Below are 26,331 nucleotides of genomic sequence, written 5' to 3' on the forward strand. Positions count from 1 at the left end.
GAGCGGGTCATGGCCCCTCGAGGAGCGTTCGAGAGGCTGGCGACTCACGAGTCGCCAGCCTCGTCGAGGGGCCATAACCCTCTCGTCAGCGTTCGCGACTCTCTCGCCGAGGGACGGTAAGTCTCTCGTCGGCGGTCCAGTAGGCTTGCGGCATGCCCCGCGTCATCGTCGATGTCATGCCGAAGCCCGAGATCCTCGACCCGCAGGGCAAGGCCGTCCACGGCGCCCTGCCGCGCCTCGGCTTCAACGCCGTCACCGACGTCCGTCAGGGCAAGCGGTTCGAGCTCGAGGTCGATTCGGCCGACGAGGCGACGCTCGCCGAGGTGCACCAGCTGGCCGAGACGCTGCTGTCGAACCCTGTGATCGAGGACTACTCCGTGCGGGTGGACGCCTGATGAAGATCGGCGTCGTCACGTTCCCGGGTTCGCTCGACGACGTCGACGCGCAGCGGGCGGTCCGCATCGCCGGGGGTGAGCCGGTCGCGCTGTGGCACGGCGACCACGACCTCAAGGGCGTCGACGCCGTCGTCCTGCCGGGTGGCTTCTCGTACGGCGACTACCTGCGCTGCGGCGCGATCGCCCGCTTCGCCCCGGTCATGACCGAGGTCGTGGCCGCGGCCCACGGCGGCATGCCGGTGCTGGGCATCTGCAACGGCTTCCAGATCCTGTGCGAGTCGCACCTGCTGCCCGGCGCGCTGATCCGCAACGACCACCGCACCTTCATCTGCCGCGACCAGGTGCTCCAGGTCGAGAACACGTCGACGGCGTGGACGTCGGACTACGCCGAGGGCCAGCAGATCACGGTGCCGCTCAAGAACGGCGAGGGCGGCTTCGTCGCCGACGCCGCCACGCTCGACCGCATCGAGGGCGAGGGGCAGGTCGTCTTCCGCTACGTCGACGTCAACCCCAACGGCTCGCTGCGCGACATCGCGGGCATCACCAACGAGCGCGGCAACGTCGTGGGCCTCATGCCCCACCCCGAGCACGCCGTCGAGGACCTCACCGGTCCTGGCACCGACGGCCTCGGCCTCTTCACGTCGGCCCTGACCTCCCTGCTCGCGAGGTCCTGAGCCGTTCGGCGGCACCTCGGGGCGGTGCGCCAGCGTCCAGCGCGACGCCTGAGGTGGACGCCTGCGCACCGCTCTCGGGGATGGCTGGGAGGATGGGGGCATGGATCTTCCCGTCGCCGTCTCCGTCCTGCTGATCGTCGCCGGAGTCTGGAACTTCGTCGTGTGGCCCCAGTTCCTGCGCCGGGTGGTCAAGGACCCGCGGGCGCGCGACGAGGCCGGCAAGGCCACGGCGTTCCTGACGGTGCACGTCGTGCTGGTGGCCGTCTCGCTGACGCTGGGCCTGGCGACCGGCGTCGTGGGAATCGCCGCCCTGCTCTGAGCGTTGCACCCGGCATGACCAACACCGTGACCCACCACGTCGAGAAGCAGCGCTATGAGATCCACGTCGACGGTGTCTTCGCCGGCCTCACCCAGGCGCTCGAGGACGGCGAGGTCGTCACGATGCCGCACACCAAGATCTTCGACGAGTTCGAGGGCCAGGGCCTGGCGAGCCAGCTCGTCACCGGGGCGCTCGACGACATCCGCTCCCGTGGCAAGAAGATCGTGGCCGAGTGCCCCTACGTGGCGCAGTTCGTGGTCAAGCACCCCGAGTACGCCGACCTGCTCGCCTGAGCGAGCCGGTCGCCTGAGTCCCGGGTCACAGCCCGACGAATCGTCCGGCTGGGCACCCGACTGGTAGTCTGAGAACACGTGAACGCGCAATTCTGCGCTGTTCCGGCCCGACGAAGTAGCGCGATCCCGCGTGAAATGGTTTAGCGGGCATCGTCCCGAACGTCTGTGAGTTCCTTGAATCAGCCTGACGGCAGCGCTGTGCTGCCCACCTTCTCCACCCTTTCCCTTCCCCAGCCGATCGTCACGGCGCTCGCGCGCCAGGAGATCGTCAACCCGAGCCCCGTCCAGATGGCCGTCATCCCCGACGCCCTGGCCGGCAAGAACGTCCTCGGCCGCGCCCGCACGGGTTCGGGCAAGACCTTGGCCTTCGGCCTGCCGGTCCTGGCCCGCCTGGCCGGACGCACCAGCCGTCCGCGCGCTCCCCGCGCGCTGATCCTGCTGCCCACGCGCGAGCTGGCCACGCAGGTCCGCGCCGCGATGGAGCCGCTCGCCCAGAAGATGGGCCTGCGCCTCACGACGGTCTACGGCGGCGTGCCGATCAACAAGCAGATCAACACGCTCAAGAACGGCGTCGACGTGGTCATCGCGACCCCCGGTCGCCTGACCGATCTGCTCGATCGTCGCTGCATGACGCTCGACGACATCGAGATCACGGTCCTCGACGAGGCCGACCACCTGTGCGACCTCGGCTTCTACAAGCCGATCGACGCGATCCTCGCCAAGACGCCCGAGCGCAGCCAGCGGCTGCTGCTGTCGGCGACGCTCGACGGCGACGTCAACAAGCTCGTCAAGCGCCACCTGCCGCAGCACGTGCTGCACGAGGTCGACTCCGGCGAGAGCACGGTCGAGACCATGGAGCACCACGTGCTGGTCAGCGCCGCCACCGAGAAGTCGAAGGCCGCGTTCGACCTGCTGCGCGCCAACCCGCGCAGCATCGTGTTCACCCGCACGCGTCGCGGCGCCATGCGTCTGGCCAAGCAGCTGACGCAGAACGGCATCGAGGCCGTCGACATGCACGGCGACCTCTCGCAGCGTCACCGTGAGCGCAACCTCGAGGCGTTCAGCAGCGGCCGCGCCAGCGTCATCGTCGCCACGGACGTCGCTGCGCGCGGCATCCACGTCGACGGCATCGGCCTGGTCGTGCACTACGACGCCCCGGCCGAGCACAAGGCCTACCAGCACCGCTCGGGCCGCACGGCTCGCGCCGGCGAGTCGGGAGCCGTCGTCACGATGACGACGCCCGAGGCGCTGCGCGACGTCATCCAGCTGCAGAACAAGGCCGGCGTCACGGCACGTCACCACGACGCCCGCACGGCACCGTCGCCCATGACGGTCGACGCGCTGTCGGGCGCCGGCACCGAGGCGCCGCACGCCTCGAGCGTCCGCCAGGGTGCACGCTCAGGTGGCGGCAACGGCGGCGGCAACCGTGGCGGAGGCCGCCCCCAGGGTGGGTTCCGCGGCAACGGCGGCGGACGTCCCCAGGGCGGCGGCAACCGTGGCGGAGGCGGCGGACGTCGTCGCACCGGCGGCAGCGGCGGATCCGGCGGATCGCGCACCGTCTACTCGTCCTCGTAGGTCTCGCCCGAGGTCATGGACCGACGAACGGCACCACCCCGGTACGCCCGGGAGTGGTGCCGTTTCGTCGTTCGTGGTCGGTCAGGCCGGGGGAGCGGGCGGGGCCGGGGGAGCGGGAGGCGCGGGCGGTGCAGGAGGCGCGGGAGCCAGCATGGCGTCGGCCAGCGCGACGTCCTTGTGGAAGCGCTTGTGGATGTACAGCTTCTCGCCGAGCGTCGTGCACTTCCACCAGAGGCCGTGGGCCGGTCCGATGCGCGTGGCGCGCGGCAGCTCGCGCAGCACCTTGCGGGGAGTGCCCATCGTCCACTTGCCGCAGTCGAGCACGAGGATGCGCTGCGGGGTGACGACGACGGCCTCGAAGCGGTTCCAGAACACCCACAGGTAGGTCAGTGCCCCCCACCACCCGCTGATGCGCTGCCCCACCAGGACGGCCGAGACGGTCTCGCCGGGGTGGAGGTACTTCTGGGAGTTCTCGGTGATCTTGTCGCGGATCATGATGGCCATGACGGGACCGTATGACATCGACGTCCTCCAGGTGACCTCGGCCCAGCCCTGCCCCCGTTATGGTGGATGCTGAGGGCCATGCTCACCCGTGTCGGCCGACCCCGGCTAGGCCTGCTCGGTCCGGCCTTCGTCGCGGCCGTCGCGTACGTCGACCCCGGCAACGTCGCGACCAACGTGACGGCGGGATCGCGATTCGGATACACGCTGGTGTGGGTCGTCGTGATGGCCAACGTGATGGCCGTCCTGGTGCAGTACCTCTCGGCCAAGCTCGGCATGGTGACGGGCAGGTCGTTGGCGACCCACGTGGGCGAGCGGCTGCCGCGAGGTCCGCGCATCGCCTTCTGGCTGCAGGCCGAGTCGATCGCCGTGGCGACCGACCTCGCCGAGGTCGTGGGCGGCGCGATCGCGCTCAACCTGCTGTTCGACCTGCCGCTCGTGGCCGGCGCGATCATCACCGCCGGCGTCGCGATGCTGATCCTGCGCATCGGCGACCTGCGGGGCCAGAGCGCGCTCGAGCGGGTCATCATGGGATTCCTCGCGCTGATCGCGGTCGGCTTCATGGCCGGGCTGTTCATCGACCCACCGGCGGCGGGCCCCTTGGCCCACGGACTCGTCCCGACCTTCGAGGGGTCCGAGAGCGTGCTGCTCGCCTCGGGGATCATCGGCGCGACGGTCATGCCGCACGTCATCTACCTGCACTCGAGCCTGACGACCACCCGCCTGGGTGCGCGCGGGGACGGCCACAGCGTCCGCGAGCTGTTGTCGGCCACGCGCACCGACGTGGTGCTGGCCTTGGTGCTGGCCGGCGTCCTCAACCTGTCGCTGCTCGTCGTGGCGGCCACGAGCCTCGACGGCCTGAGCGACACCGACACGCTCGAGGGCGTCCACCGCGTCGTGGGCTCCGAGCTCGGGGCGGGGGTCGCGCTGCTGTTCGCGGTGGCCCTGCTGGGCTCGGGCCTGGCGTCGACGTCGGTCGGCAGCGCGGCCGGGGCCGAGGTCATGCACGGGCTGCTGGGCATCCGGCTGCCCGTGCTGCTGCGCCGGGTCGTCACGCTGATCCCGGCCCTCGTGGTGCTGGCCCTCGGTGCCGAGCCCAGTCGGGCCCTGGTCGTGTCGCAGGTCGTCCTGTCGATCGGCATCCCGTTCGCGCTGGTGCCGCTGATGGTGCTGACCGCTCGGCGCGACGTGATGGGTGAGCACGTCAACTCCCGTGCGACGACGGCCGCCGCGGGCGTCGTCGCCGCGATCGTGATCGCGCTCAACGTCTCGCTGCTGTGGCTGACCTTCATGGGTTGAGACTTCAACCAACGGGTACTGGTGGCAGGTGGCCCACCTGATCGATGCTGACTTCGTCTACCTGCTGGCCGGCATCGCCCTGCTGCTCGCGGTGGTGCTGCCGGTGGCCCTGCGCTCGGCCGCGCTCTCGGCGCCCGTCGTGCTGCTCGGCCTGGGTGCGCTGATGGGCCTGCTGCCGCTGCCCGAGGCGGTGCGGCTCACCCCCGGGGACGATCGCGAGGTCATCGAGCACCTCACCGAGTTCACGGTCATCATCTCGCTGATGGGCGTCGGGCTGGCACTCGACCGTCCGCTCAACATCCGCGCCTGGGGATCGTGGCGACGCTGGGGCACGACGTGGCGGCTGCTGCTCGTCGCGATGCCGCTGTCGATCGCCGCCACGGCATGGCTCGGCTGGTGGGTCATGGGCCTGGCCCCGGCATCGGCGATCCTGCTCGGTGCCGCGCTGGCGCCGACCGACCCCGTGCTGGCCTCCGACGTCCAGGTGGAGGGACCGACGACCGACGAGGACGACGAGACCGAGATCGACGAGCACGACGAGGTGCGGTTCGCCCTCACGTCGGAGGCCGGGATGAACGACGGGCTGGCCTTCCCGTTCGTGCACCTCGCGATCCTCGTCGTCGGCGCGGGCTCGCTGGCCGACTGGGGCGTCCAGTGGGTGGCGTGGGACCTGCTCGGCAAGGTCGTCGTCGGCGTCGCCATCGGGATGGCGTCCGGCTGGGCGTTGGCCAGGGTCGCGTTCCGCTCTCGACGACCCTCGATCCGGACGGCCGAGACGGGCGAGCCGTTGCTGGCGATCGCCGCCGTGCTGCTGTCGTACGGCCTCGCGCAGGTGGCGCACGGGTACGGGTTCCTCGCGGTGTTCGCCTGCGCCATGACGCTGCGGTCGATGGAGCGCACCGCCGAGTACCACGCACTCATGCACCAGGTCATCGAACGGCTCGAGCGGCTCCTGACGCTGGTGGTGCTGCTGCTGCTGGGCGTCGCGATCTCCGGCGGCCTGCTCGACTCCCTCAGCTGGCGGGGCGCGGCGGTGGGCGTCGTGCTGCTGCTGGTGGTGCGTCCCGTCACGGCCTGGATCGCGCTGAGGGTCGGGGCGCGACGCAAGCACGAGGTGGACGGCGAGGGGCTCGGCCCCCGCGAGCGGCTCGCGACGGCGTTCTTCGGCATCCGCGGGATCGGATCGATCTACTACCTCGCCTACGCGACGGGGCACGAGCACTTCGAGCGTGCCGACACCCTGTGGTCGACGGTCGCGTTCGTCATCGCGGTCTCGGTCGTGCTGCACGGGATCACGGCCACGCCGGTGATGCGCTGGCTCGACGACCACCGCACGGCCGCCGCGGCGCGCTGACCGGGCGACGCGCAGGCGCCTCTGCCACACTCGCGGGGTGGCACTCCCGACACCCGGGCTCCCTCGACGGCTGGGGGCGGCCCGCACCAACCTGACCGACAAGCTGCGCCGCCGGCCGATCGCCGACCTGCGCGGCATGCCCCGCGAGGTCGTCGAGCAGCGCGCGTCGTTCACGCTCTACCGCTACGACCCGGTCGCCGGCATCGAGCAGCAGGGACGCCCGGTGCTGCTCGTCCCGCCGCTGGCGGCGCCGGCCCTGGCCTTCGACCTGCGCCGCGGGTGCAGCCTGGTCGAGTACTTCGTGCACCAGGGTCGGCCGGTCTACCTGGTCGACTACGGACCGGTCAGCTTCGCGCACCGGGGCCTCGGCATCGAGCACTGGGTCGACTCGGTCGTGCCCGCCGCCGTCGAGCTGGTCGTCGCTCACTCCGGTGCCGCCTCGGTGCACCTGGCGGGCTGGAGCCTCGGCGGCATCTTCACGGTTTTCACGGCCGCCGCCCACCCCGAGCTGCCACTGGCCTCGGTGACGGCCGTGGCCAGCCCGTTCGACCTGCGCCAGGTGCCGCTGCTGGCCCTCGCGCGTCCGATCGACCGCGTGGCCGGGCCCCTCGTCGGGCCGGCCTACCGTGCGCTGGGCGGCGTCCCGGCGCCGCTGACGCGCCTGGGCTTCCAGGTGTCGAGCCTCGACAAGTACCTCACCAAGCCGGTCGCGATGGTGGTGCACGCGGACGATCGCGACTTCCTGGCGCAGCTCGAGGCGGTCGACCGGTTCATGGCGTCGATGTACGCCTACCCGGGGCGCACGTTCGGGCAGCTGTACCACGTCGTGATGCGCAGCAACGAGTTCGCGACCGGCACCATGGAGCTCGCGGGGCGTCCCGTCGAGCTGGCGCGGATCGACGTCCCCGTGCTGGTGGTCGCCGGCACGGGCGACACCCTGGCTCCCGAGCCCGCCGTGCACCACCTGCTCGACCTCGTCACGGGCTCGCCCGACGGACGGCTCGTGCGCGCGCCGGGCGGACACCTCGGTGTGCTGACCGGACGCGCGGCACGCCGCACGACCTGGCCGGCGATGGAGGTCTTCTTCCGGCAGCACGACCCTGTCGTCCCGGCGACGGCTGGGGGATGATGGACCCATGCCCGAGCTGCCCGAGGTCAATGCGCTGGTGGAGTTCCTCGACGACCAGATGACCGGCGCGGTCGTCGCCGCCGTCGAGCTCGCGTCGTTCGCCGTGCTCAAGACCTTCGACCCGCCGGCGTCCGCCCTCGAGGGGCTCGAGGTCTCGGGCGTCACGCGCCACGGCAAGTTCATCGACATCGACGTCAGCGGCCTCCACGTCGTGGTGCACCTGGCCAAGGCGGGCTGGCTGCGGTGGTCCGACTCGTTGCCCGACACCCGGCTCAAGCTGGGCGCCAGCAACATCGCGGCGCGGGTGCGGCTCGATCGCGGCGACGGCCCGACGGTCGGCTTCGACGTCACCGAGGCGGGCACGCGCAAGGGCCTGGCGATGTACGTCGTCGCGACGCCCACCGACGTGCCCGGCATCGCCGCGCTCGGCCCCGACCCCCTCGCGGACGGCTTCGAGCTGCGCCCGCTGCTGGGCCGGCGCATGCAGGTCAAGCGGCTGCTGCGCGACCAGAAGATCATCGCCGGCGTGGGCAACGCCTACAGCGACGAGATCCTCCACGCGGCCAAGCTGTCGCCGTTCGCGATCGCCGAGGCCCTCGACGACGACGAGGTCGCGCGTCTCGAGGAGGCCGTGCAGCACATCCTGCGCGAGGCGGTCGACGAGGCGCGCGGCAAGCCGGCCGACGAGCTCAAGGACGACAAGCGCACCCGCATGCGCGTGCACGGGCGGGCCGGAGAGGTCTGCCCGGTCTGCGGGGACACGGTGCTCGAGGTGACCTACGCGCAGTCGGCGCTGCAGTACTGCCCGACCTGCCAGACCGGCGGCAAGCCCCTCAAGGACCGCACGACGAGCAAGTTCCTCAAGTAGCGCGCGGCTCCTTCGTCGCCGCTCCCGCTGCTCGTGCCTCGCAGCGGCCGTGCTTCGCACGGGCGCTTGCCTGCGCGCCCCCACTCGCTAGCGCTCGCGGGAGGTGCCCCCAGCTGGCGCTCGCTTGGCCAGTGGCTGCGTTGCTAGCCCGGGTTCGCCGGGTCGGGTTCTAGCCGGCGGCTACCAAGGCGACGGCCAGCGCCGCGGTGATGAGGCCTGCGGCTTGCCAGCGGAGGATCTTCTCGCGCAGCACGACGGCCGCCAGCAGCACCGTGCTGGCCGGGTAGAGCGACGAGATCACCGACACGACGGACAGCAGGCCGTGCTGCGACGCGTACAGGAAGGCTCCCTGCGCGGTGGCGCCGAGCGGCCCCATCACGACCGCTGACCAGGCCGCGCGGCTGCGGGGGAGCCAGGCCTGTCGCAGCACCGTCGCCGTCACGACGACGCTCGCGATCGACGTGATCTGCGAGAACGCGAGCGGCATCAGGCCGGCGTCGTCGCCGATCTGGCCGAGGAAGACGAACAGCAGGCCGAAGCCGCCGCCCGCCAGCACGCCGTCCAGCACCCCACCGCGGTGCGAGGGATCGTCGTCGACGACACGGGAGATCAGGGCGATCGCGGGGAAGGCCAGCACGATGCCGGCCACGACGGTGGTCGACGGACGGTCGCCGGTCGCGACGCCCACCGCGACCGGGATCAGCGCCGTGCCGATGGCCGAGATGGGCGCGACCACGCCCATCCGAGCGGTCGACAGGCCGCGGTAGAGGAATGCGGCGCCGAAGCCGCCGCCGAGGCCGGCCAGGGCCCCGAACACGAGGTCGTGGGTCGTCGGGGATCCGCCCACGACCACGGCGGCGACCAGGCTCAGCACGCCCGACGACGTCTGCCCCACGACGGCCACCTGCCAGGGCGAGACCCGCTTGGCGAAGATGCCGCCGAGGAAGTCCGAGACGCCGTACGCGAGAGCCGAGACGAGCGACAGGACGATGGCCACCCGCCGAGCGTACGGGCCGAGGGGCTGCGGCGTCGTCGCTAGGCTGGGTCCGTGAGATTCCGCAGATCAGGAGCCCTTGGCTCGCAGGCCAATGCCGCCATCAACGACTTCGCGTCACGGGTCGACGGACGCGCGACCGAGGTGGCCGGGCGTGCGGCGCAGGTGATCACCGTGGCGGTGCGGGTGCTGCGCATCCCCACCGCGGTCGTCGGGGCCCTGTCGGTGCCGTTCATCGCCGCGACGCTGGTGCTCGGCCTGCTGGCCGACGGTGCGGTCGGCATCGTGGTGCTCGTCGCCGGCATCGTCCTGGCCGGCGTCAACGCGTTCTTCTGGGCTCGGCGCGGCCGCATCCTGCGGGCCGTCGACGATCCCGACCGGCTCGCGACCGAGCTGGCCGTGATGCTGACGATGACGGGCAAGGTCGACGAGGCCCGGGGCGTGCTGACGCAGGTGGCCGGCACCTCGGGCGGATGGCGCGTGATGGGACGGCTCCGCGGCCTGTGGCAGGGCACGCAGCTGAGCGGCCGCTGGATCGACGAGATCGGCGACCTGCCGCGAGCCCGCTACTTCGGCCCGCCGAAGATCGGCACGACGATCACGATCGCGGTCGCGGCCCTGTGGCTCGTGCCGGTGTCGATCGTGGTCGCCCTGTTCTCGCTGATCGGGACGGTCGCCGGCGCGCTCTGACGCTCGACGCCCTCAGCGCGCGAGACGCCCCGACAGGTCGGCCAGGTCAGCCAGGTGGGCCCGCGTGCCGTCATCGAGGTCGGTGGCGCGGCGTGCCATGTCGAGCACGAACTGTGCCACCCCGGCGGCCATCAGGCGGGCCTCCTTCGCCTCGAGCTCGATCGCGATCCGCACGATGGAGTCGATGTCGTAGGCGTGGGTGGCTCGGGCGAACCGCTGCCAGACCAGAGGCCGGCCGGCCGGGTCGACCAGGTCGTCCACGACCTCGAGCAGCCGTGCCAGCTGCGGGGGGCCGCCGATCAGCACCCCGGCGCCTGCGGCCTCGATCGCGGCCTGGAGCAGCCCACGGGAGCTGGCCTCCTCGAACGCGTCGTTGAGGATCTCGAGGGCCACCTCGGGCTCGGCCATGGCGTCGTGGGCGCCGGCCATCGTGATGCGGCGCGCCAGATCGGTCTCCGGCATGAGGGACGGGTGGCGTGCCGCGGCCGCGAGGGCCGCCCGTGCCTCGGGCGCGCGGTCGAGGTGGACGAGGCACTCGGCCGCCATCGCCTCGACCCACCCGCGCAGGTGGCGCGGATCGTTGGGCCCCATGTCGTTCAAGGCCTGCAGCGCGCTGTCGAGGGCGTCGTCGAGGCGGCCGTGCTGCATCCAGACCCGGGCTTGCAGCGCCAGCGTGAGACGTCCGCCGCCGGTGCCGAAGGGCCCGGCCGAGTACGCCTCGAGCGCGCGCTCCGCACCGTCGAGGTCGAGGGCCGCGACGTGCGCGGCGATCAGCATCTCGCGGCTGCCGTCGAGGTGGAAGGCGCTGATGGGCTCGCCGCTGCCGAGCAGGCTGCTGAGGGCGAACTCGGACGACTCGACGGCCTGGACGGGTCGCCCCACGCTGAACAGAGCACCTGACAGGGCGGTGAAGGTCACCGCACGGTTGCCGGGGGACAGCTGGTCGGAGAAGGCGAGCGCGCGCAAGCGGCTGGCGACCCGGTCGCCGCCGCGGGTGAAGGTCTGGTGCACGAGCTCGGCGAGCGTGCGGATGGCGTCGCGCCGCCTGCGCACAGCAGGATCGTCGTGCTCGATCGCCCGGCGGACGAGCTGATCGCGCTCGTTCTCGTCGTCGAGCACCTGGGCGGCCCGGATGTAGGCGAAGAGCTCGTCCTCGGTCAGCTCGTCGGGGTCGACCCCGACGAACATCTCGTGGAAGTCGCCGCTGTCTCCGAGCTCGAGCAGCGCGTAGCCGCGCTCGACCGGGGCGATGGTGCGGTGCTCCTGGTTGCTCGCCGAGTCGGAGTAGACCAGCGCCCTGCGGAACCGGGTCTCGAGATTGGCCTCGCGGGCGGCGCGCGCTGCGAGCTCGACCGGCAGCAGGTGACCGGTGGCCAGCCACCAGTCGGCGACGCGGGGAGCGACCCCGGGCAGCGTGATCGTGCGCGTGAGCTCGGCCGAGTACCGGTCGTGGAGCTCACGCTGTCGATCGAGGGTCATCGCGCGCCGGATCGCCGTGCCCTCGACCGCGAAGACGAAGCGCAGGGTGCCGTCGGACTCGGAGAGGACCCCGCGGGCGACGGCGTCGTCGACGGTCGCGCGTCCGAACGACGCGCGCGCCTCGTCGGCGTCGACCCGACCGAGCAGCGCCGAGACGTCGAGGGCGTCTCGGCGCGACGCGTCGGTCTGCGCGTCGGAGCCGGGCACCGGGACGGTGGCCTCGAGCGTCAGGGCATCGTCGCGGACGACGATGAGCCCGGACGCGACCGATGCGTCGACGAAACGTTGGACGAGCTCGTACGACCCGCCGCTGCGGCGGTGCACGAGCTCGGTCACGGCTGCGTCGGGGCGCGCGGCGAACCTCTGTTGCAGCTTCTCGTCAAGCGTGTCGACGTCGAGCGGGCCGACCTCCACGACGTCACCGACCTGGCCCAGCCACTCGAGCGTCGCGCGGGCGTCCGGCGCGGCGGTCGTCACGAGGCGCAGGTCGTCGGACTCGGCCAGGCGCAACAGCACCTCGACGCTCTGGGCGTCGCACTGGTCGGCTCCGATCAGCACGACCGAGGCGGGTCGGTCGCGCTGGTCGAGCCGCTGACGGATCAGGTGCTCGACGTCGTCGAGGTCGTCGTCGGCGGCAGGGTGCTCGCCGAGCCACAGCTGGCCCACCGCGAAGTAGGGGCGAGCGTCGTCGCCGGCGCGGGCGACGTGGCGATGGGGCGACGGGCGGTCGATCAGGCCGGCGACGTCGGCGGCCAGCCGCTCGCGGGCGCCGGTGGACGTGCCGGTGATCACCAGCACCCGGCGTCGGTGCAGACGCGAGCGCGTCTGCTCGACGAAGGCGGACGAGAACAGCGGAGGCCACGGGGGATGCGTCGGTCGATCGGCCTCGAGCACGGCTCAGCTCTCCTCTGATAACCCCTTGGCGTGCCCACGATAGTGCGAACAACGGGGGCGGTGGAAGGAGGCGCGCTGTCCCTGACATCGATGCTGTGACGGTTCGTCGCGCGGTGGCACCGGAATGCTCGGGGCCCGCCGGAGGTTCACCCCTGCGTGCCCCAGCTCTTCGAACCCCTGACCCTGCGCGGGACGACCGCGCGCAATCGTGCCTGGCTCGCCGCGATGTGCCAGTACAGCGCCTTCGCCCGCGACGGGATGCCCACCGACTGGCACCTGGTCAACCTCGGCCAGCACGCGACCGGTGGCTTCGGCCTGGTCATGACCGAGGCGACCGCAGTGGTGCCGGAAGGTCGCATCAGCCCCGAGGACGTCGGCATCTGGTCGGACGATCACGTCGCGTCGTGGCGCCGCATCGCCGACTTCGTCCGCGAGCAGGGGGCGGTGCCCGCGATGCAGCTCGCCCATGCCGGCCGCAAGGCGTCGACGTACGGCCTGAGCGGGCAGGCCGGGACGGTCCCGGTCGACGACGGCGGGTGGGAGCCGGTCGGGCCGACGGCGGTGGCCTACGAGGGCTACGACGTCCCGCGCGAACTGACGACCGCCGAGGTCGAGGCGGTGCCGCAGGCCTTCGCCGAGGCCGCCCGGCGTGCCGACGAGGCGGGCTTCGAGGTCGTCGAGATCCACGCGGCGCACGGTTACCTGCTGCACCAGTTCGTCTCGCCGCTGTCGAACCGGCGCACCGACCAGTACGGCGGGTCGTTCGACGGACGCACGCGCCTCGTGGTCGAGGTGGTCGACGCCGTCCGCGCGGTGTGGCCCGACCACAAGCCGCTGTTCGTCCGGTTCTCGGCCACCGACTGGGCCGACGGCGGCTGGGACGTCGAGCAGACCGGTCGGCTCGCCGAGCGGCTGAAGGATCACGGCGTCGACCTGGTCGACGTGTCGTCGGGAGGGCTGGTCGCCCACCAGCAGATCGACGTCGGCCCGGGCTACCAGGTGCCCTTCGCCGCGGCGGTGCGTCGTGCGAGCGGGCTGCCGGTCGTCGCGGTCGGGCTCATCACCGAGCCCGAGCAGGCCGAGCAGGTGCTGACCGACGGCGCGGCCGACGCCGTGATGCTGGCCCGGGCGGCCATCCGCGAGCCGGGCTGGCCGTTGCGCGCCGCCCACGAGCTCGGCGTCCCGGTCAAGGACGCGCCGTACCCGCCCCAGCACGCCCGCGGCGCCTGGCGGTGACCGGCCGCACCTCGCTGGCGTCTGGGGCCGCGCGCGGACCGATAGGATCAGGGGCGTGACTGACGCCCCCAGCCCCGTCCGGCCGGCCCTCGACACGGTGGCCCGCGCCACCAGCAACCCCGACCAGGCCCAGCCGTGGGCCGAGCTCGGGTTGAAGCCCGACGAGTACGACACGATCCGGCAGATCCTCGGACGTCGTCCCACGGGCGCCGAGCTGGCGATGTACTCCGTGATGTGGAGCGAGCACTGCTCGTACAAGTCGTCGAAGGTGCACCTCAAGAAGTTCGGCGACCTGCCGCAGGAGACGCCGCTCGGCAAGACCCTCGCCGGCATCGGCGAGAACGCCGGCGTCATCGACATCGGCCAGGGCTACGCCGTCACGTTCAAGGTCGAGTCGCACAACCACCCGTCCTACGTCGAGCCCTACCAGGGGGCCGCGACCGGCGTCGGCGGCATCGTCCGCGACATCCTCGCGATGGGCGCCCGCCCGGTCGCCGTCATGGACCCGCTGCGCTTCGGCCCGCTCGACGCCCCCGACACCGCGCGCGTCCTGCCCGGCATCGTGGCCGGCGTCGGCGGCTACGGCAACTGCCTCGGCCTGCCCAACATCGGCGGCGAGGTCGTCTTCGACGAGACCTACGTCGGCAATCCCTTGGTCAACGCGCTGTGCGTCGGCGTGCTGCGCCACGAAGACCTGCACCTGGCGTTCGCGTCGGGTGTCGGCAACAAGGTCGTGCTCTACGGCGCGCGCACCGGCGGCGACGGCATCGGCGGCGTGTCGGTCCTCGCGTCCGAGACCTTCGAGTCGACCGGCCCGTCCAAGCGTCCGGCCGTCCAGGTCGGCGACCCGTTCATGGAGAAGCTGCTGATCGAGTGCACGCTCGAGCTGTTCCGTGCGCAGGTCGTCAACGGCATCCAGGACCTCGGCGGTGCGGGTCTCTCGTGCGCCACGAGCGAGCTGGCCTCGGCGGGCAGCGGCGGCATGCACGTCGAGCTCGACACCGTCCCCCTGCGCGACTCGACGCTCTCGCCCGAGGAGATCCTCATGAGCGAGTCGCAGGAGCGCATGATGGCCGTCGTCGAGCCGCAGCACCTCGACGCGTTCATGGCGATCTGCGACAAGTGGGACGTCGAGGCCGTCGTGGTCGGCGAGGTCACCGACGGCGACCACCTCGTCATCGACTGGCACGGCGAGACCGTCGTCGACGTCCCGCCGCGCTCCGTCGCGCACGACGGCCCGACCTACGACCGTCCGTACGCGCGCCCGTCGTGGCAGGACGCCCTGCAGGCCGACCCCGCCGAGGCGCTCGCCCGTCCGGTCTCCGGCGACGAGCTCGCCGAGCAGCTGCTCGCGGTCGTCAGCTCACCCAACATGGCCGACAAGTCGTGGGTCACCGACCAGTACGACCGCTACGTGCAGGGCAACACGGTGCTCGCCCAGCCCGAGGACGCCGGCGTCATCCGCATCGACGACCGGACCAACCTGGGCGTCGCGGTCTCGACCGACTGCAACGGACGCTTCGCCAAGCTCGACCCGTACGTCGGCGCGCAGCTCGCGCTGGCCGAGTCGTACCGCAACGTCGCCGTCACGGGTGCGCTGCCGCTGGCGGTCACCGACTGCCTCAACTTCGGCTCGCCCGAGAACCCCGACGTGATGTGGCAGTTCGAGCAGGCCACGCACGGTCTGAAGGACGCCTGCGCCGTGCTCGGCATCCCCGTCACGGGCGGCAACGTCTCGTTCTACAACCAGACGGGCGACACGCCGATCCTCCCGACGCCCGTCGTCGGCGTGCTCGGCGTCATCGACGACGTGCGCCAGCGCATCACGCAGGGCTTCACCCGCGAGGGCAGCCACGTGCTGGTGCTGGGCGAGACCCGCGACGAGCTCTCGGGCTCGACGTGGGCCGACGTCGTCCACGGGCACCTGGGCGGTCGCCCGCCGGTCGTCGACCTCGCGGCCGAGTGCGCGCTCGCCGACCTGATGGTCGAGGCCGCCAAGGCCGGCGTGGTCGAGTCGGCGCACGACCTGTCCGACGGCGGTCTGGCGATGGCTCTCGCCGAGGCGTCGTTCCGCCACGGCGTCGGCGTCACGGTCGACCTCGAGCAGCCGTTCGTCGAGCTGTTCAGCGAGTCGTCGGCGCGGGCGATGGTCGTCGTCGCCGAGGACCGTCACGACGAGCTCGTCGACCTCGCCGAGAAGCACGGTGTCGAGCTGGCGTCGGTCGGCCGCACGGGTGGCGACGCGATCGAGGTCGCCGGCCAGCTGAGCGTCCCCGTCGCCGAGCTCAAGGCCGCCTGGCAGGCCACGCTGCCGGCCGTGCTCGGCGCCCACCTGGCCTGACATGGCCGGCACGATGGCGCGCTACGCCGCCCTGCCGCCCGGCGAGTTCGCGCAGATCTGCGAGCGGATCGACGCCGGTGATCCGACGCGGGCCGACCTGAAGGCCGCGACGAAGCACCTGGCGGCCCTGCTGGTGGCCAAGGCGCCGGGGGCGAGCGTCGAGGTCCGCATCCCGCCGTTCGCGGCGGTGCAGGTCATCCAGGGATCCCGGCACACGCGGGGCACGCCGCCCGCCGTCGTCGAGATGGACGCCCCGACGTGGATCGCGCTGGGCCGCGGGCGTCTGGCCTGGGCCGACGCCACGGTGCGGGCGTCCGGCGAGCGGTCCGACCTCTCCCCGCTGCTTCCCCTCGACGAGGCCTGACCCCCGGGGGACGGGGCTAGGGACGGCGGGCGGTGATGGCGCGGGCGGGATGGTTGGTCGTCACCATCCAGGTGTGGCGGTCGTTCATCCACCGCGCGAGCTCGTCCGGACGATCGACCGTCCAGACGAGCAGGGGCAGGCCGCGCCGGCGCGCATAGCGGCGCAGGGTCAGGCGCGCCAACGTCTTGTGCGACACCACGACGTTGGCGCGGCTCCGGCGGACGCGGGTGCGTGGGAAGGCCGCCTGCAGGAGAGCGAGCCGTCGGTCCCACCGCCCGTGCGACGAGCGGGGGCTGGACGACAGGCCGACCAGCAGGCCCGGCGCGTGCTCGCGCGACCACGTGATGATCTCCCTGACCGCCGCGTCCTCCGCCGTGGTGATCACCACGGCGTCGACGCCGAGGACGCCGACGACCTGCGCCACCACCTCGGTCTCGCGACCGCGCACCTTGAGGTCGATGTGCGCCTTGATGCGCCCGCGCACGAGTGCCAGCACGGCGTCGAGCGTCACCACCGGGCTGCCGCTCAGCTCGTCGAGGCGGTGCGCCGAGAGCGAGTACCTGTCGCTGTCGACCACCACCTCGTCGCGGTGGGCGACGAGTGCCGTGCCGTCGGCGGTCAGCCGCACGTCGAGCTCGACGTAGTCGCAGCCCAGGGCGATCGCGGCCTCGAAGGCCTCGACCGTGTTCTCCGAGCTGCGGAGGTGGCCCGCCCCACCGCGGTGGGCCGAGATCATCGCCATGGCCGTGCCGTGCCGCAGGCTAGAGGGTCTGTCCGCGCTGCAGCTCGGCCCACACGGCGGCGTCGGCGGTGGGGTAGGCCGGCAGCCCGCGGGCGGCGCGGTAGCTGCGCACGGTGCGGGCGGTGGCGGTGTCGTAGACACCCGAGACCTTGAGCTGTCCGCCGGCCGCGCGCAGCGAGCGCTGCAGGCGCCAGACCGGCGAGCCGACCGAGCCGACCTTGAGGACGCGAGGGCTGCGGCCGCTCGAGAGCAGGGCGGTCCACGTCGATCGGGTGACGGTGCCGGTGGGCGCCCAGCCCATCGACGTCTGGAACGCCGAGACCGCGCGGGCCGTGCCGGTGCGGTAGTGCGAGTCGACCGACGACAGGAAGCCGCGGCGCTTCAGCACGCACTCGAGAGCCTTGATCTGCGGGCCCTTCGAGCCCGGCTTGAGCGTGCGGTAGCGCGTGAACGTCTGCGTGGCTCCACAGGGCTTGGACTCCTTCGTCGCCCTGGAGCCCTGGCCGACGTCGAGGTAGTTCTTGTCGATCGTGAGGGGCACGCCGCCGTAGGTCGCGGTGACGTCGAGCTGGTACTGGTGCAGGCGCTGACGCTTCCAGCCGCTGTTCGACAGGTAGGGCCCGCCCTTGGTGTCGGCGCGGCCGTTGCCCCACGCCAGCCACATCTGGTCGGGCTCGGTGAAGCCGCGGCGGTTCGAGCGGCGGGCCTGGTCGACGGCCTGGATCGCGGACGACCCGCTGCCGTACAGCCCGGACCTGTAGCCCTTGGCGTGCAGGTACTCGGTCCACGCGTCGACGAACTCGAGCACGATGCGGTCGCACGAGCTCGACCGCGGGTAGTTCTCGATGTCGAGGTACGAGGTGCTGTGCTTGGCGAAGCCGTACTTCTTGAGAGCGGCGATGGTCTCCTTGGCCTCGCTGCGTGCCTGGCTGCGAGCCGTCTTGGCGCTGCGCGACATGAGCTGCTTCTGCACGCGGCTCGAGGGGTTGTTGACGAAGCACGGCGCCTGGCGGCCGACGTGGATGGGCAGGAACCGCCAGCCGTTGGCGGCGTTCTGAGCGACCCACTGCTTGCTGAGGTTGGGCTGCTGGGCGTCGCCGCAGTAGCGGGACGACCCCGACACGTAGATGCCCACGACGCTGTAGGGCGATGTGAGGTTCCAGAGGTCCATCGTCGCCTGGTCGGGCGCGACGCAGGTGTCGAAGCCGTGGCCGGTGAAGCCGCCGGGCGCGGCTGGGCGGGCCGCACTCGCCGGCGACGACAGCAGCAGCGACGCCACCAGTCCGGCCGCCAGGGCCATGATCGGGAGTCGTGCCGAGGGCAGGGACGTCAGACGCATGGGCTCGAGGCTACGGCGTGCCAGGGTGTCTGTCACCCTGCCCGCCGCGCGCCGGCGGTCAGGCGGTCTTGCCGCGTCGCAGCTGGGCCCAGACGGTCGACTCGGTCGTCGTCCAGCCCGCGAGCTTGCGTGCCTTGCGGTACTTCTGCACGGCGCGGACGGTCCTGGCGTCGTAGACGCCGCTCGTGCCGGGGGCCAGGCCGGCGGCGGTCAGGGCGCGCTGCAGGCGCCACACCGGCTCGCCGACGGAGCCCTGCTTGAGCACGCGCGGTCGCGACCCTGCCGCGAGCAGGGCGGTCCAGGTCGCGCGGGTCGTCACGCCGTTCCTGGCCCAGTGCTTCTTGGCACGGAACCGGTCGACGGCCTTGGCGGTGGCGCTGGTGTAACGGGTGTCGACCTGCGTGATGAGGCCCTGCTTCTTCAGCAGGCACTCGAGCGCGGCGACCTCAGGGCGGTTCGCGCCGACCTTCAGCGTCGGGTACTTCGCGAAGGTGATGTTGACGCCGCACGGGGTCGACCGCGTCGACGCGACCGAGCCGCGTCCGACGTCGAGGAAGTTCTTGTCGATGTTGAGCGTCTTCTTGCCGTAGGTCACGTTGACGCCGTTGTGGTACTGGTGGATGCGCTGGTGGTTGGCCCAGCCGCTGTCGGACAGGTACGGCCCGCCCTTGGTGTCGGCCTTCTTGTTGACCCAGGCGTTCCACATCTGGTCGGGCAGCGACATGCCCGGCCGTCCGGCGAGCCGTGCCTCGTCGACGACCTTGATCGCCGCGGAGCCGCTCGAGTACAGCCCCGACTGGTAGCCCTGGGCGTGCAGCTGCTCGGTCCACGCGTCGACGAACTCGAGCAGCAGGTTGTCGCACGCCGCGCTGCGGGCGTACCACTCGATGTCGAGGTACGAGACGCTGCCGGGGCCGAAGCCGTACTTGACCAGGGCGGCGACGGTCTCGTTGGCCTCGGCGACGGCCTCGGCCCGTGCCGCGACGACGGTGGTCGACATCTTCTTCTTCTGCACGCGGCTCTTGGGGTTGTTCTTGAAGCACGGCACCTGACGACCCACGTGGATCGGCATGAACTTCCAGCCGCGGTCGGCGTTGCGCGAGACCCAGGCGGCCGTGAGGTTGGGCTGGTACTTGTCGCCGCAGTAGCGCGAGTTGCCCGACACGTAGATGCCGATCGCGCTGAACGGCGACGTCAGGTTCCAGGTGTCCATGACCGACTGGCTCGGCGCCATGCACGTGTCGAAGCCGTGGCCGGTGAAGTCGCCCGGTGCCTCCGGCCCGTCGGCGCGCGCCGGGGAGGCCAGCAGGAGCGATGCGGCCAGACCGGCGACGAGGCCGCCGATCGTGAGCCGCGAGGCGCGGGACGGACGGGATGAACGGGAGGCCGTGGGGGGAAGACCGGGCACCAGACGCATGGACCGAGGGTACGTCCTGGGTCGGGTGATGTCATAGAAACGCGTGTGGCCTGCGGGACGCGTGTGACGTCGCCCGCTACGCTCTGAGGCATCGCGGCCCCGGTCCCACCCCTGGATGACCGGGGCCGCGTTCACACCTGGCGCGCGGCGTCCCCCCAGTAGGGCTTGCGCAGGTCGCGCTTCAACACCTTGCCCGAGGGATTGCGCGGCAGTGCCTCCACGACGTCGATCGAGGTCGGCACCTTGTAGCCGGCCAGTCGCTGCCGGGCGAAGGCGATCAGCTCGTCGGACGTCGCTGAGAGCCCCGGCCTGAAGGCCACGACGGCCTTGACCGTCTCGCCCCAGCGGTCGTCGGGGACGCCGATGATCGCGATCTCGGCGACGGCGGGGTGCTCGGCCAGCACGCGCTCGACCTCGGGGGAGTAGACGTTCTCGCCGCCCGTGATGATCATGTCCTTCAGGCGGTCCTCGATGAACAGGAAGCCGCCGTCGTCGACGCGTCCGAGGTCGCCGGTGCGCACCCAGCCGTCGTCGGTGATGAGTGCCGCGGTGTCATCGGGACGCCCGATGTAGCCGATCGTGGCCTGGGGCGTGCGGAACCAGATCTCGCCCGAGGCGCCGGCCGGGACGTCCTGGAGGGTGATCGGGTCGACGATGCGCATCTCGGCGTGCCAGACCGGCCGACCGGCCGACGTCAGGCGCTCGGGGTGCTCGGCGTCGCGATGCGCGGCGTCCTCGAGCAGCGTGATGACACCGCCGAACTCGGTCATGCCGTACACCTGTTGGAAGGAGGTGTCGGGCCACGCCGCCATGGCGGCTCGCAGCACCGGCGGTGGCATCGGCGCGGCTCCGTAGCCGACGGCCTTGAGCCGTCCGAAGAGCTGCATCGCCTGCGGTCCCGCAGCGACGAGGGCGGCCACCACGGCCGGCACGAGGAAGGCGTGCGTGCAGCCCGCCATGATGCCGCCGGCCATCAGCGTCGCGTCGACCTCGCTGACGATGTAGCCCGGTACGCCGTTGACCGGCCCCAGCAGCGCGTACGAGGTGCCGCCGACGTGGAACATCGGCATCGCCACGAGCATCATGTCGCCGTCGGCGTAGGTGATGCTGCCGCCGCCGTTCAGGCTGTGCTCGACCATCGCGGCCTGGGTGAGCTGGACGCCCTTGGGACGTCCGGTCGTGCCCGAGCTGTACATCACGACGCAGACGTCGTCGGGCGTCACGTCGTCCTGCCGGTCGATCGGGGTCGCCGACGCCAGCCAGGCCTCCAGCTCGTCGTCCGCCCCGCCGACCACGACGACCTTCTCGACGTGCTCGAGCCGGTCTCGCACGAGGGCCAGCTGGTCGAGGAGCTGGTGGCCGACGAACAGCACCTTGGCCCGGCAGTCGTTGACGACGTAGTCGAGCTCGTCGCCCGCGAGACGCCAGTTGACGACGGTGGTGGCGGCGCCGACGAGGCAACCGCCGAGGAGCACCTGCAGGATCGCCGGGCTGTTCTTGTCGAGGATCGCCACGCGGTCGCCCGCGCCGACGCCCTCGGCGCGCAGGGCGCCCGCCGCCTGGTGCACCGACGCATCGGCCTCGGCCCAGCTCCAGGTGCGCCCGTCGAAGAGCCAGCACGGGGCGTCGGGACGCTCGGTCGCGCGGGCGGCCAGGAAGTCGGGCAGGTAGGTGGCGGCGGGGATCGCGGACGTCATGCGGACTCCTGGGGTGTGTCGTGGCTCACATCACCCTAGCCCGGCTCGGGTCAGCGCTCGAGGGTCTCGGCGATGCGCTCGAGCGTCCTGCGCATGCCGTTCTTGGCCGCGGCGGGCATCTTGCTGCGCTTGAGGAAGAACTTCTGGCGGTCCTGCGAGACGTCCCAGGTCTCCTTGACGAGCGTGCCGCCGTCGACGGGCTGCAGCTCGTAGCGCCAGATGCGGCCGCCGACGATGCCCTTGAGGCCCGTCGTCTTCCAGGCGATGCGCCGGTCCTGCTCGAACTCGACCACGGTGTTGGACGTCCGGTAGCCCAGCCCCATGTGCATCGCCATGCCGAAGCGGGTGCCCAGCGTCAGCGGCTTGGACGCCTGACGGGTGCCGCGCACCGTGCCCGAGCCGTCGAACTCGACGTGCTTGGCGGCGTCGGACAGCAGGGAGAAGACCTCGGCGGGGGGAGCGGCGATCGTGCGCTCGACGGTGATCGTGTCGGAGTCCATCCCGTCACTCTAGGGTCGCGTGGAGCGAGCCGCTCGTCCTGCGCCGCGTCCGGGGCCCGGAGAAAGATTGGGAGTCACGCGCCGCCCACCCCTACACTGGTGCGGTGACCCGCGGAGATGGACGCCTCACCCACGATCTCGATCCCCAGGACGCCGGACCCCAAGACGCCTGTGGCGTCTTCGGCGTCTGGGCCCCGGGCGAAGAGGTCGCCAAGCTGACCTACTTCGGTCTCTACGCGCTGCAGCACCGCGGGCAGGAGTCGGCCGGCATCGCGGTCAGCAACGGCCGGCAGATCCTGGTCTACAAGGACATGGGGCTGGTCTCGCAGGTCTTCGACGAGGCGACGCTCGAGTCCCTCAAGGGCGAGATCGCGATCGGCCACGCGCGCTACTCCACCACCGGGTCGAGCGTGTGGCACAACGCCCAGCCGACCTTCCGTCCCACGGCGGCCGGCTCCGTCGCGCTGGGGCACAACGGCAACCTGACCAACACCGCCGAGCTCGCCGACCTGCTGGCCTCGCGCGACGCCGAGGCCGGACGCGGTGCCGCCAAGGGTGAGACGGCGACGTCCGACACCGCGGTGATGGCGTCGCTGCTGGCCTCGTTCCCCGACCGCTCGGTCGAGGAGGCCGCGCTCGAGGTGCTGCCGCAGCTGCGCGGCGCGTTCTCGCTGGTCTTCATGGACGAGGGGACGCTCTACGCCGCTCGCGACCCGCAGGGCATCCGGCCGCTCGTGCTCGGACGGCTCGAGCGCGGGTGGGTCGTCGCCAGCGAGACGGCGGCGCTCGACATCGTCGGCGCGTCCTACATCCGCGAGATCGAGCCGGGCGAGTTCATCGCGATCGACGAGAACGGCCTGCGCACCGAGCGCTTCGCGAAGGCCGAGCCCAAGGGCTGCATCTTCGAGTACGTCTACCTCGCCCGTCCCGACACCACGATCGCCGATCAGCGCGTGTTCTCGGTGCGCGCCGAGATCGGTCGCCGGCTGGCGCGCGAGTTCCCCGTCGACGCCGACCTGGTCATCCCCGTGCCCGAGTCCGGCACGCCCGCCGCGATCGGCTACGCCGAGGAGTCGGGCATCCCGTTCGGTCACGGCCTGGTCAAGAACTCCTACGTCGGACGCACGTTCATCCAGCCGTCGCAGACGCTGCGCCAGCTGGGCATCCGGCTCAAGCTCAACCCGCTGCGCGACGTCATCGCCGGCAAGCGCCTCGTGGTGGTCGACGACTCGATCGTGCGCGGCAACACCCAGCGCGCCCTCGTGCGCATGCTGCGCGAGTTCGGCGCCGCCGAGGTGCACGTGCGCATCTCGTCGCCGCCGGTCAAGTGGCCCTGCTTCTACGGCATCGACTTCGCCTCGCGCGCCGAGCTGATCGCCAACGGCATCTCGGTCGACGAGATCTGCCGGTCGATCGGCGCCGACTCGCTGGCGTACGTCACCCTCGACCAGCTCGTCGAGGCCACCAACCTGCCCAAGGACAACCTGTGCCGGGCCTGCTTCGACGGCATCTACCCCGTGGCGCTGCCCGAGGACGACGTGATCGGCAAGCACCTGCTCGAGGTCCAGGACCAGCTGCCCCTCGAGGTGATCACCAAGTGACGTCGTATGCCGCCGCCGGCGTCTCGATCGAAGAGGGCGACCGCGCCGTCGAGCTGATGAAGGAGTGGGTCGACAAGGCCCGCCGTCCCGAGGTCGTCGGCGGCATCGGCGGCTTCGCCGGCCTGTTCGACGCCTCGGCGCTGAAGAGCTATCGCAAGCCCTACCTGGCGACGTCCGCCGACGGCGTCGGCACCAAGGTGCAGATCGCCCAGCGCATGGACCAGCACGACACGATCGGCTTCGACCTGGTCGGCATGCTGGTCGACGACCTCGTCGTGTGCGGCGCTGAGCCGCTGTTCATGACCGACTACATCGCCTGCGGCAAGGTCGTCCCCGAGCGCATCGCCGACATCGTCAAGGGCATCGCGCAGGCGTGCGCCGAGTCCGGCACGGCCCTGCTGGGCGGCGAGACGGCCGAGCACCCCGGCCTGCTGGGCGTCGACGAGTACGACATCGCCGGCTCGACCACCGGTGTCGTCGAGGCCGACGAGCTGATCGGTGCCGAGCTCGTGCGGCCGGGCGACGTCGTCATCGCGATGCGGTCGAGCGGACTGCACTCCAACGGCTTCTCGCTCGTGCGCCACGTCTTCTTCGAGAAGGCCGGCTGGCAGCTCGACCGCGACGTGCCCGAGTTCGGCACGACGCTGGGCGAGCAGCTGCTCACGCCGACCAAGCTGTACACGCTGCCGTGCCTGGCCTTGGTCAAGCAGGTCGAGGTGCACGCGATGTCGCACATCACCGGCGGCGGCCTGGCGGCCAACCTCGAGCGCGTCGTCCCGCCGACGGTGTCGGTGCGCATCGACCGGTCCACGTGGACACCTCAGCCCGTGTTCGGGCTGGTCGGCCAGCTGGGCTCGGTCGCGCAGGCCGACCTCGACCTGGCCCTCAACATGGGCGTCGGCATGGTCGCGCTCGTCGCACCCGACGCCGCCGACGCAGCGCTTCGCCTGCTGGCCGAGCACGGTGTCGACGCCTGGATCGCCGGAGACGTGCAGGCCGCGGGCGTCCACGGCGACGGCGGAACGGTGACCCTCACGGGCGCGCAGGCCTGAGCCGTCGGCGGTCCGCCGATCTTTTCGCACGCGATGCGGGGGTCGGTGCGTCATCTGTTGCGTACTCCCGGTAGGGTGGTCAGCACGACAAACTGACTATTTCTCTGCGAGGGGGTCGAGCCTTATGGGCCGCGGCCGTGCGAAAGCCAAACAGACCAAAGTTGCGCGCGACTTGAAGTACCGGACTCCGGACACAGACTTCAACACCCTGCAGCGAGAGCTCCACGGAGAATCGGGCGAGCCCATTCCCGAGCAGTACCGCGATCTCGCGCGAGAAGACCCCGCCGCGTCCTAAGACGCACGACGCGTACCGCACCCTGACCACGGCGGTGCGCACGCCACCGAATAGCGTCGATGACAGACGTATTCGATGGCGTATGCACCGCTGAGTCGGGAAAGGTGGCGTGAGCACCGCCCCTGCGGCGGGGCTAGGGCAGGTAGACCTGACGGAGGCGCCCGACGTCGCGCATGCGCTTCTCGGCCATGCGGTCGGCGGCGAGCGACGGCGAGATGCCCTCGGCCTGGGCGTGCTCCAGCACTCCGAGGGTGGTGTCGTAGATCGACGTGGCCCGCATCTTGGCCCGGTCGAAGTCGAAGCCCTCGAGCTCGTCGGCGACTTGGATGACGCCGCCCGCGTTGACGCAGTAGTCGGGCGCGTAGGTGATGCCGCGCTCCTGCAGCCGCTTCTCGATGCCGTCGTGGGCGAGCTGGTTGTTGGCGGCGCCGCACACGACCTGCGCCGTCAGCACCTCGACGGAGTCGTCGTTGAGGGCTCCTCCGAGAGCGCACGGCGCGTAGACGTCGAGCGGCTCGCGGATCAGCGCGTCGGTGTCGGCGACCGCGGTGATGCTCGGGTACGTCGCGGCCAGGGCGGCGACGGCGGGCTCGTACGGATCGGTGATGACGACGTCGGCGCCCTCGTCGACGAGGTGGCCGACCAGGTGGCGTCCGACCTTGCCCACGCCGGCGACGCCGATGCGCCTGCCGGCCAGCGACGTGTCGCCCCACAGGTGCTGGGCCGAGGCGCGCATGCCCTGGTAGACGCCGAACGCCGTCAGGACCGACGAGTCGCCGGCGCCGCCGTGCTCGACCGTGCGGCCGGTGACGAACTCGCACTCGCGCGCGATGAGGTCCATGTCGGGCGAGAACGTGCCGACGTCGCACGCCGTGAAGTAGCGACCGTTGAGGGACTGCACGAAACGGCCGTACGCGCGCAGCAGCGCCTCGGTCTTGAGGGTGCGCGGATCGCCGATGATGACGGCCTTGCCGCCGCCGAGGTCGAGGCCGGCCAGGGCGTTCTTGTAGGCCATGCCCTGCGACAGGTTGAGGACGTCGGTCAGCGCCGCGGCCTCGGACGCGTACGGGTAGAACCGCGTGCCGCCGAGCGCCGGACCGAGCGCCGTCGAGTAGATCGCGATGATGGCCTTGAGGCCCGTGGCCTCGTCGTGGCAGAAGACGACCTGCTCGTGGTGGCTGCCGAAGGCAGACGGGGCGGGTGGGGTGCTGGGATCGGTCACGGTGGTGCTCTCTCTCGATGTGGCGGAGGGGCGGTGGTGGGCTCCTCCAACGGTCGAGCCG

The 26,331-nt window shown here is 71.6% G+C and carries 25 protein-coding genes; 16 read left to right on the forward strand and 9 right to left on the reverse strand.

Features of this window, described 5'->3' with window-relative positions:
* The first annotated feature begins 152 nt into the window (after nucleotides 1-152).
* The 5 genes from purS to DX116_RS08070 all read left to right on the forward strand — a co-directional run bounded on the left by purS (nucleotide 153) and on the right by DX116_RS08070 (nucleotide 3,256).
* The gene (gene purS, locus DX116_RS08050; RefSeq protein WP_119703597.1) at nucleotides 153-395 is read left to right on the forward strand and encodes a phosphoribosylformylglycinamidine synthase subunit PurS; all 243 of its coding nucleotides are present in this window, start codon (nucleotides 153-155) and stop codon (nucleotides 393-395) included.
* Entirely contained in the window at nucleotides 395-1,069 is a 675-nt protein-coding gene (gene purQ, locus DX116_RS08055; protein WP_119703598.1) for a phosphoribosylformylglycinamidine synthase subunit PurQ, read from the forward strand. Before purS ends, purQ begins: the two co-directional genes overlap by 1 nt.
* Nucleotides 1,070-1,169: 100 nt before the next feature.
* Entirely contained in the window at nucleotides 1,170-1,388 is a 219-nt protein-coding gene (locus DX116_RS08060) for an SCO4848 family membrane protein (protein ID WP_119703599.1), read from the forward strand.
* Nucleotides 1,389-1,402: 14 nt separating this feature from the next.
* Nucleotides 1,403-1,681 carry a GNAT family N-acetyltransferase gene (locus tag DX116_RS08065; RefSeq protein ID WP_119703600.1) on the forward strand — a complete coding sequence of 93 codons (279 nt, stop codon included), beginning with the start codon at nucleotides 1,403-1,405 and terminating at the stop codon, nucleotides 1,679-1,681.
* Nucleotides 1,682-1,879: 198 nt separating this feature from the next.
* Complete coding sequence (locus DX116_RS08070) at nucleotides 1,880-3,256, forward strand: DEAD/DEAH box helicase (protein ID WP_199715957.1); 1,377 nt, start codon at nucleotides 1,880-1,882, stop codon at nucleotides 3,254-3,256.
* Between the two features lie 81 nt (nucleotides 3,257-3,337).
* Here the strand turns inward: DX116_RS08070 and DX116_RS08075 are convergent, their stop codons facing one another.
* The gene (locus DX116_RS08075) at nucleotides 3,338-3,760 is read right to left on the reverse strand and encodes a hypothetical protein (protein ID WP_147393622.1); all 423 of its coding nucleotides are present in this window, start codon (nucleotides 3,758-3,760) and stop codon (nucleotides 3,338-3,340) included.
* Nucleotides 3,761-3,838: 78 nt separating this feature from the next.
* On the opposite strand from DX116_RS08075, the gene DX116_RS08080 reads away from it, so the two are divergent.
* The 4 genes from DX116_RS08080 to DX116_RS08095 are packed head-to-tail and all read left to right on the forward strand — an operon-like array spanning nucleotide 3,839 to nucleotide 8,407.
* Nucleotides 3,839-5,056 carry an Nramp family divalent metal transporter gene (locus DX116_RS08080; RefSeq protein WP_199715958.1) on the forward strand — a complete coding sequence of 406 codons (1,218 nt, stop codon included), beginning with the start codon at nucleotides 3,839-3,841 and terminating at the stop codon, nucleotides 5,054-5,056.
* Nucleotides 5,057-5,084: 28 nt separating this feature from the next.
* Nucleotides 5,085-6,410, forward strand: coding sequence for a cation:proton antiporter (locus tag DX116_RS08085; protein ID WP_233556602.1), 1,326 nt, complete (start codon nucleotides 5,085-5,087; stop codon nucleotides 6,408-6,410).
* Between the two features lie 37 nt (nucleotides 6,411-6,447).
* Nucleotides 6,448-7,539 (forward strand): alpha/beta fold hydrolase, encoded by a 1,092-nt coding sequence (locus tag DX116_RS08090; RefSeq protein ID WP_119703603.1) that lies wholly within the window; start codon nucleotides 6,448-6,450, stop codon nucleotides 7,537-7,539.
* A gap of 7 nt (nucleotides 7,540-7,546) precedes the next feature.
* Entirely contained in the window at nucleotides 7,547-8,407 is an 861-nt protein-coding gene (locus DX116_RS08095; protein ID WP_119703604.1) for an Fpg/Nei family DNA glycosylase, read from the forward strand.
* A gap of 169 nt (nucleotides 8,408-8,576) precedes the next feature.
* Here the strand turns inward: DX116_RS08095 and DX116_RS08100 are convergent, their stop codons facing one another.
* Nucleotides 8,577-9,404, reverse strand: a complete 828-nt coding sequence (locus tag DX116_RS08100) for a DMT family transporter (RefSeq protein ID WP_119703605.1) — start codon at nucleotides 9,402-9,404, stop codon at nucleotides 8,577-8,579.
* A 51-nt stretch (nucleotides 9,405-9,455) separates the two neighbouring features.
* On the opposite strand from DX116_RS08100, the gene DX116_RS08105 reads away from it, so the two are divergent.
* Nucleotides 9,456-10,091, forward strand: a complete 636-nt coding sequence (locus DX116_RS08105) for a hypothetical protein (RefSeq protein WP_147393623.1) — start codon at nucleotides 9,456-9,458, stop codon at nucleotides 10,089-10,091.
* A 12-nt stretch (nucleotides 10,092-10,103) separates the two neighbouring features.
* Here DX116_RS08105 and DX116_RS08110 read toward each other — a convergent pair whose 3' ends face one another.
* Nucleotides 10,104-12,464, reverse strand: coding sequence for a hypothetical protein (locus DX116_RS08110; RefSeq protein ID WP_119703607.1), 2,361 nt, complete (start codon nucleotides 12,462-12,464; stop codon nucleotides 10,104-10,106).
* 156 nt (nucleotides 12,465-12,620) lie between these two features.
* On the opposite strand from DX116_RS08110, the gene DX116_RS08115 reads away from it, so the two are divergent.
* The 3 genes from DX116_RS08115 to DX116_RS08125 are packed head-to-tail and all read left to right on the forward strand — an operon-like array spanning nucleotide 12,621 to nucleotide 16,405.
* Complete coding sequence (locus tag DX116_RS08115; protein ID WP_119703608.1) at nucleotides 12,621-13,700, forward strand: NADH:flavin oxidoreductase/NADH oxidase; 1,080 nt, start codon at nucleotides 12,621-12,623, stop codon at nucleotides 13,698-13,700.
* Nucleotides 13,701-13,755: 55 nt separating this feature from the next.
* The gene (purL, locus tag DX116_RS08120; protein WP_199715959.1) at nucleotides 13,756-16,041 is read left to right on the forward strand and encodes a phosphoribosylformylglycinamidine synthase subunit PurL; all 2,286 of its coding nucleotides are present in this window, start codon (nucleotides 13,756-13,758) and stop codon (nucleotides 16,039-16,041) included.
* Nucleotide 16,042: 1 nt separating this feature from the next.
* A complete protein-coding gene (locus DX116_RS08125; protein ID WP_233556603.1) occupies nucleotides 16,043-16,405 on the forward strand; it encodes a sterol carrier family protein in 363 nt (120 codons plus the stop codon).
* A 16-nt stretch (nucleotides 16,406-16,421) separates the two neighbouring features.
* Here DX116_RS08125 and DX116_RS08130 read toward each other — a convergent pair whose 3' ends face one another.
* From DX116_RS08130 to DX116_RS08150, 5 genes are all read right to left on the reverse strand, one after another.
* Nucleotides 16,422-17,147: a glycerophosphodiester phosphodiesterase gene (locus tag DX116_RS08130; RefSeq protein WP_119703610.1), complete on the reverse strand. Its 726-nt coding sequence runs from the start codon at nucleotides 17,145-17,147 to the stop codon at nucleotides 16,422-16,424.
* A 19-nt stretch (nucleotides 17,148-17,166) separates the two neighbouring features.
* Entirely contained in the window at nucleotides 17,167-18,486 is a 1,320-nt protein-coding gene (locus DX116_RS08135; protein ID WP_119703611.1) for a glycoside hydrolase domain-containing protein, read from the reverse strand.
* A 58-nt stretch (nucleotides 18,487-18,544) separates the two neighbouring features.
* Nucleotides 18,545-19,903, reverse strand: coding sequence for a glycoside hydrolase domain-containing protein (locus tag DX116_RS08140; protein ID WP_119703612.1), 1,359 nt, complete (start codon nucleotides 19,901-19,903; stop codon nucleotides 18,545-18,547).
* A gap of 131 nt (nucleotides 19,904-20,034) precedes the next feature.
* Complete coding sequence (locus tag DX116_RS08145) at nucleotides 20,035-21,600, reverse strand: long-chain-fatty-acid--CoA ligase (RefSeq protein WP_119703613.1); 1,566 nt, start codon at nucleotides 21,598-21,600, stop codon at nucleotides 20,035-20,037.
* A 50-nt stretch (nucleotides 21,601-21,650) separates the two neighbouring features.
* Entirely contained in the window at nucleotides 21,651-22,100 is a 450-nt protein-coding gene (locus tag DX116_RS08150; RefSeq protein ID WP_119703614.1) for an SRPBCC family protein, read from the reverse strand.
* A gap of 104 nt (nucleotides 22,101-22,204) precedes the next feature.
* Here DX116_RS08150 and purF point away from each other — a divergent pair, with 104 nt between their 5' ends.
* The 3 genes from purF to DX116_RS08165 all read left to right on the forward strand — a co-directional run bounded on the left by purF (nucleotide 22,205) and on the right by DX116_RS08165 (nucleotide 25,048).
* Nucleotides 22,205-23,701, forward strand: coding sequence for an amidophosphoribosyltransferase (gene purF, locus DX116_RS08155; protein WP_119703615.1), 1,497 nt, complete (start codon nucleotides 22,205-22,207; stop codon nucleotides 23,699-23,701).
* Nucleotides 23,698-24,753, forward strand: coding sequence for a phosphoribosylformylglycinamidine cyclo-ligase (gene purM / locus DX116_RS08160; protein WP_119703616.1), 1,056 nt, complete (start codon nucleotides 23,698-23,700; stop codon nucleotides 24,751-24,753). The genes purF and purM overlap by 4 nt, the downstream gene beginning before the upstream one ends.
* 124 nt (nucleotides 24,754-24,877) lie before the next feature.
* Complete coding sequence (locus DX116_RS08165; RefSeq protein WP_082555933.1) at nucleotides 24,878-25,048, forward strand: DUF3073 domain-containing protein; 171 nt, start codon at nucleotides 24,878-24,880, stop codon at nucleotides 25,046-25,048.
* Nucleotides 25,049-25,181: 133 nt separating this feature from the next.
* On the opposite strand, the gene DX116_RS08170 is transcribed toward DX116_RS08165, so the two are convergent.
* On the reverse strand, nucleotides 25,182-26,270 hold the full coding sequence (locus tag DX116_RS08170; RefSeq protein ID WP_119703617.1) for a Glu/Leu/Phe/Val dehydrogenase dimerization domain-containing protein: 1,089 nt from the start codon (nucleotides 26,268-26,270) through the stop codon (nucleotides 25,182-25,184).
* Nucleotides 26,271-26,331: the final 61 nt, after the last annotated feature.

The sequence above is a fragment of the Aeromicrobium endophyticum genome (assembly GCF_003586285.1).
In the GTDB taxonomy this organism is placed as follows: Bacteria; Actinomycetota; Actinomycetes; order Propionibacteriales; family Nocardioidaceae; genus Aeromicrobium; species Aeromicrobium endophyticum.

What these genes read in the sequence shown, in the direction of transcription:
- purS (WP_119703597.1), top strand. Translation starts at nt 153, where the DNA reads ATGCCCCGCGTCATCGTCGATGTCATGCCGAAGCCCGAGATCCTCGAC.
- purQ (WP_119703598.1), top strand. Translation starts at nt 395, where the DNA reads ATGAAGATCGGCGTCGTCACGTTCCCGGGTTCGCTCGACGACGTCGAC.
- DX116_RS08060 (WP_119703599.1), top strand. Translation starts at nt 1,170, where the DNA reads ATGGATCTTCCCGTCGCCGTCTCCGTCCTGCTGATCGTCGCCGGAGTC.
- DX116_RS08065 (WP_119703600.1), top strand. Translation starts at nt 1,403, where the DNA reads ATGACCAACACCGTGACCCACCACGTCGAGAAGCAGCGCTATGAGATC.
- DX116_RS08075 (WP_147393622.1), bottom strand. Translation starts at nt 3,760, where the DNA reads ATGGCCATCATGATCCGCGACAAGATCACCGAGAACTCCCAGAAGTAC.
- DX116_RS08080 (WP_199715958.1), top strand. Translation starts at nt 3,839, where the DNA reads ATGCTCACCCGTGTCGGCCGACCCCGGCTAGGCCTGCTCGGTCCGGCC.
- DX116_RS08095 (WP_119703604.1), top strand. Translation starts at nt 7,547, where the DNA reads ATGCCCGAGCTGCCCGAGGTCAATGCGCTGGTGGAGTTCCTCGACGAC.
- DX116_RS08125 (WP_233556603.1), top strand. Translation starts at nt 16,043, where the DNA reads ATGGCCGGCACGATGGCGCGCTACGCCGCCCTGCCGCCCGGCGAGTTC.
- DX116_RS08130 (WP_119703610.1), bottom strand. Translation starts at nt 17,147, where the DNA reads ATGGCGATGATCTCGGCCCACCGCGGTGGGGCGGGCCACCTCCGCAGC.
- DX116_RS08135 (WP_119703611.1), bottom strand. Translation starts at nt 18,486, where the DNA reads ATGCGTCTGACGTCCCTGCCCTCGGCACGACTCCCGATCATGGCCCTG.
- DX116_RS08140 (WP_119703612.1), bottom strand. Translation starts at nt 19,903, where the DNA reads ATGCGTCTGGTGCCCGGTCTTCCCCCCACGGCCTCCCGTTCATCCCGT.
- DX116_RS08145 (WP_119703613.1), bottom strand. Translation starts at nt 21,600, where the DNA reads ATGACGTCCGCGATCCCCGCCGCCACCTACCTGCCCGACTTCCTGGCC.
- DX116_RS08150 (WP_119703614.1), bottom strand. Translation starts at nt 22,100, where the DNA reads ATGGACTCCGACACGATCACCGTCGAGCGCACGATCGCCGCTCCCCCC.
- DX116_RS08165 (WP_082555933.1), top strand. Translation starts at nt 24,878, where the DNA reads ATGGGCCGCGGCCGTGCGAAAGCCAAACAGACCAAAGTTGCGCGCGAC.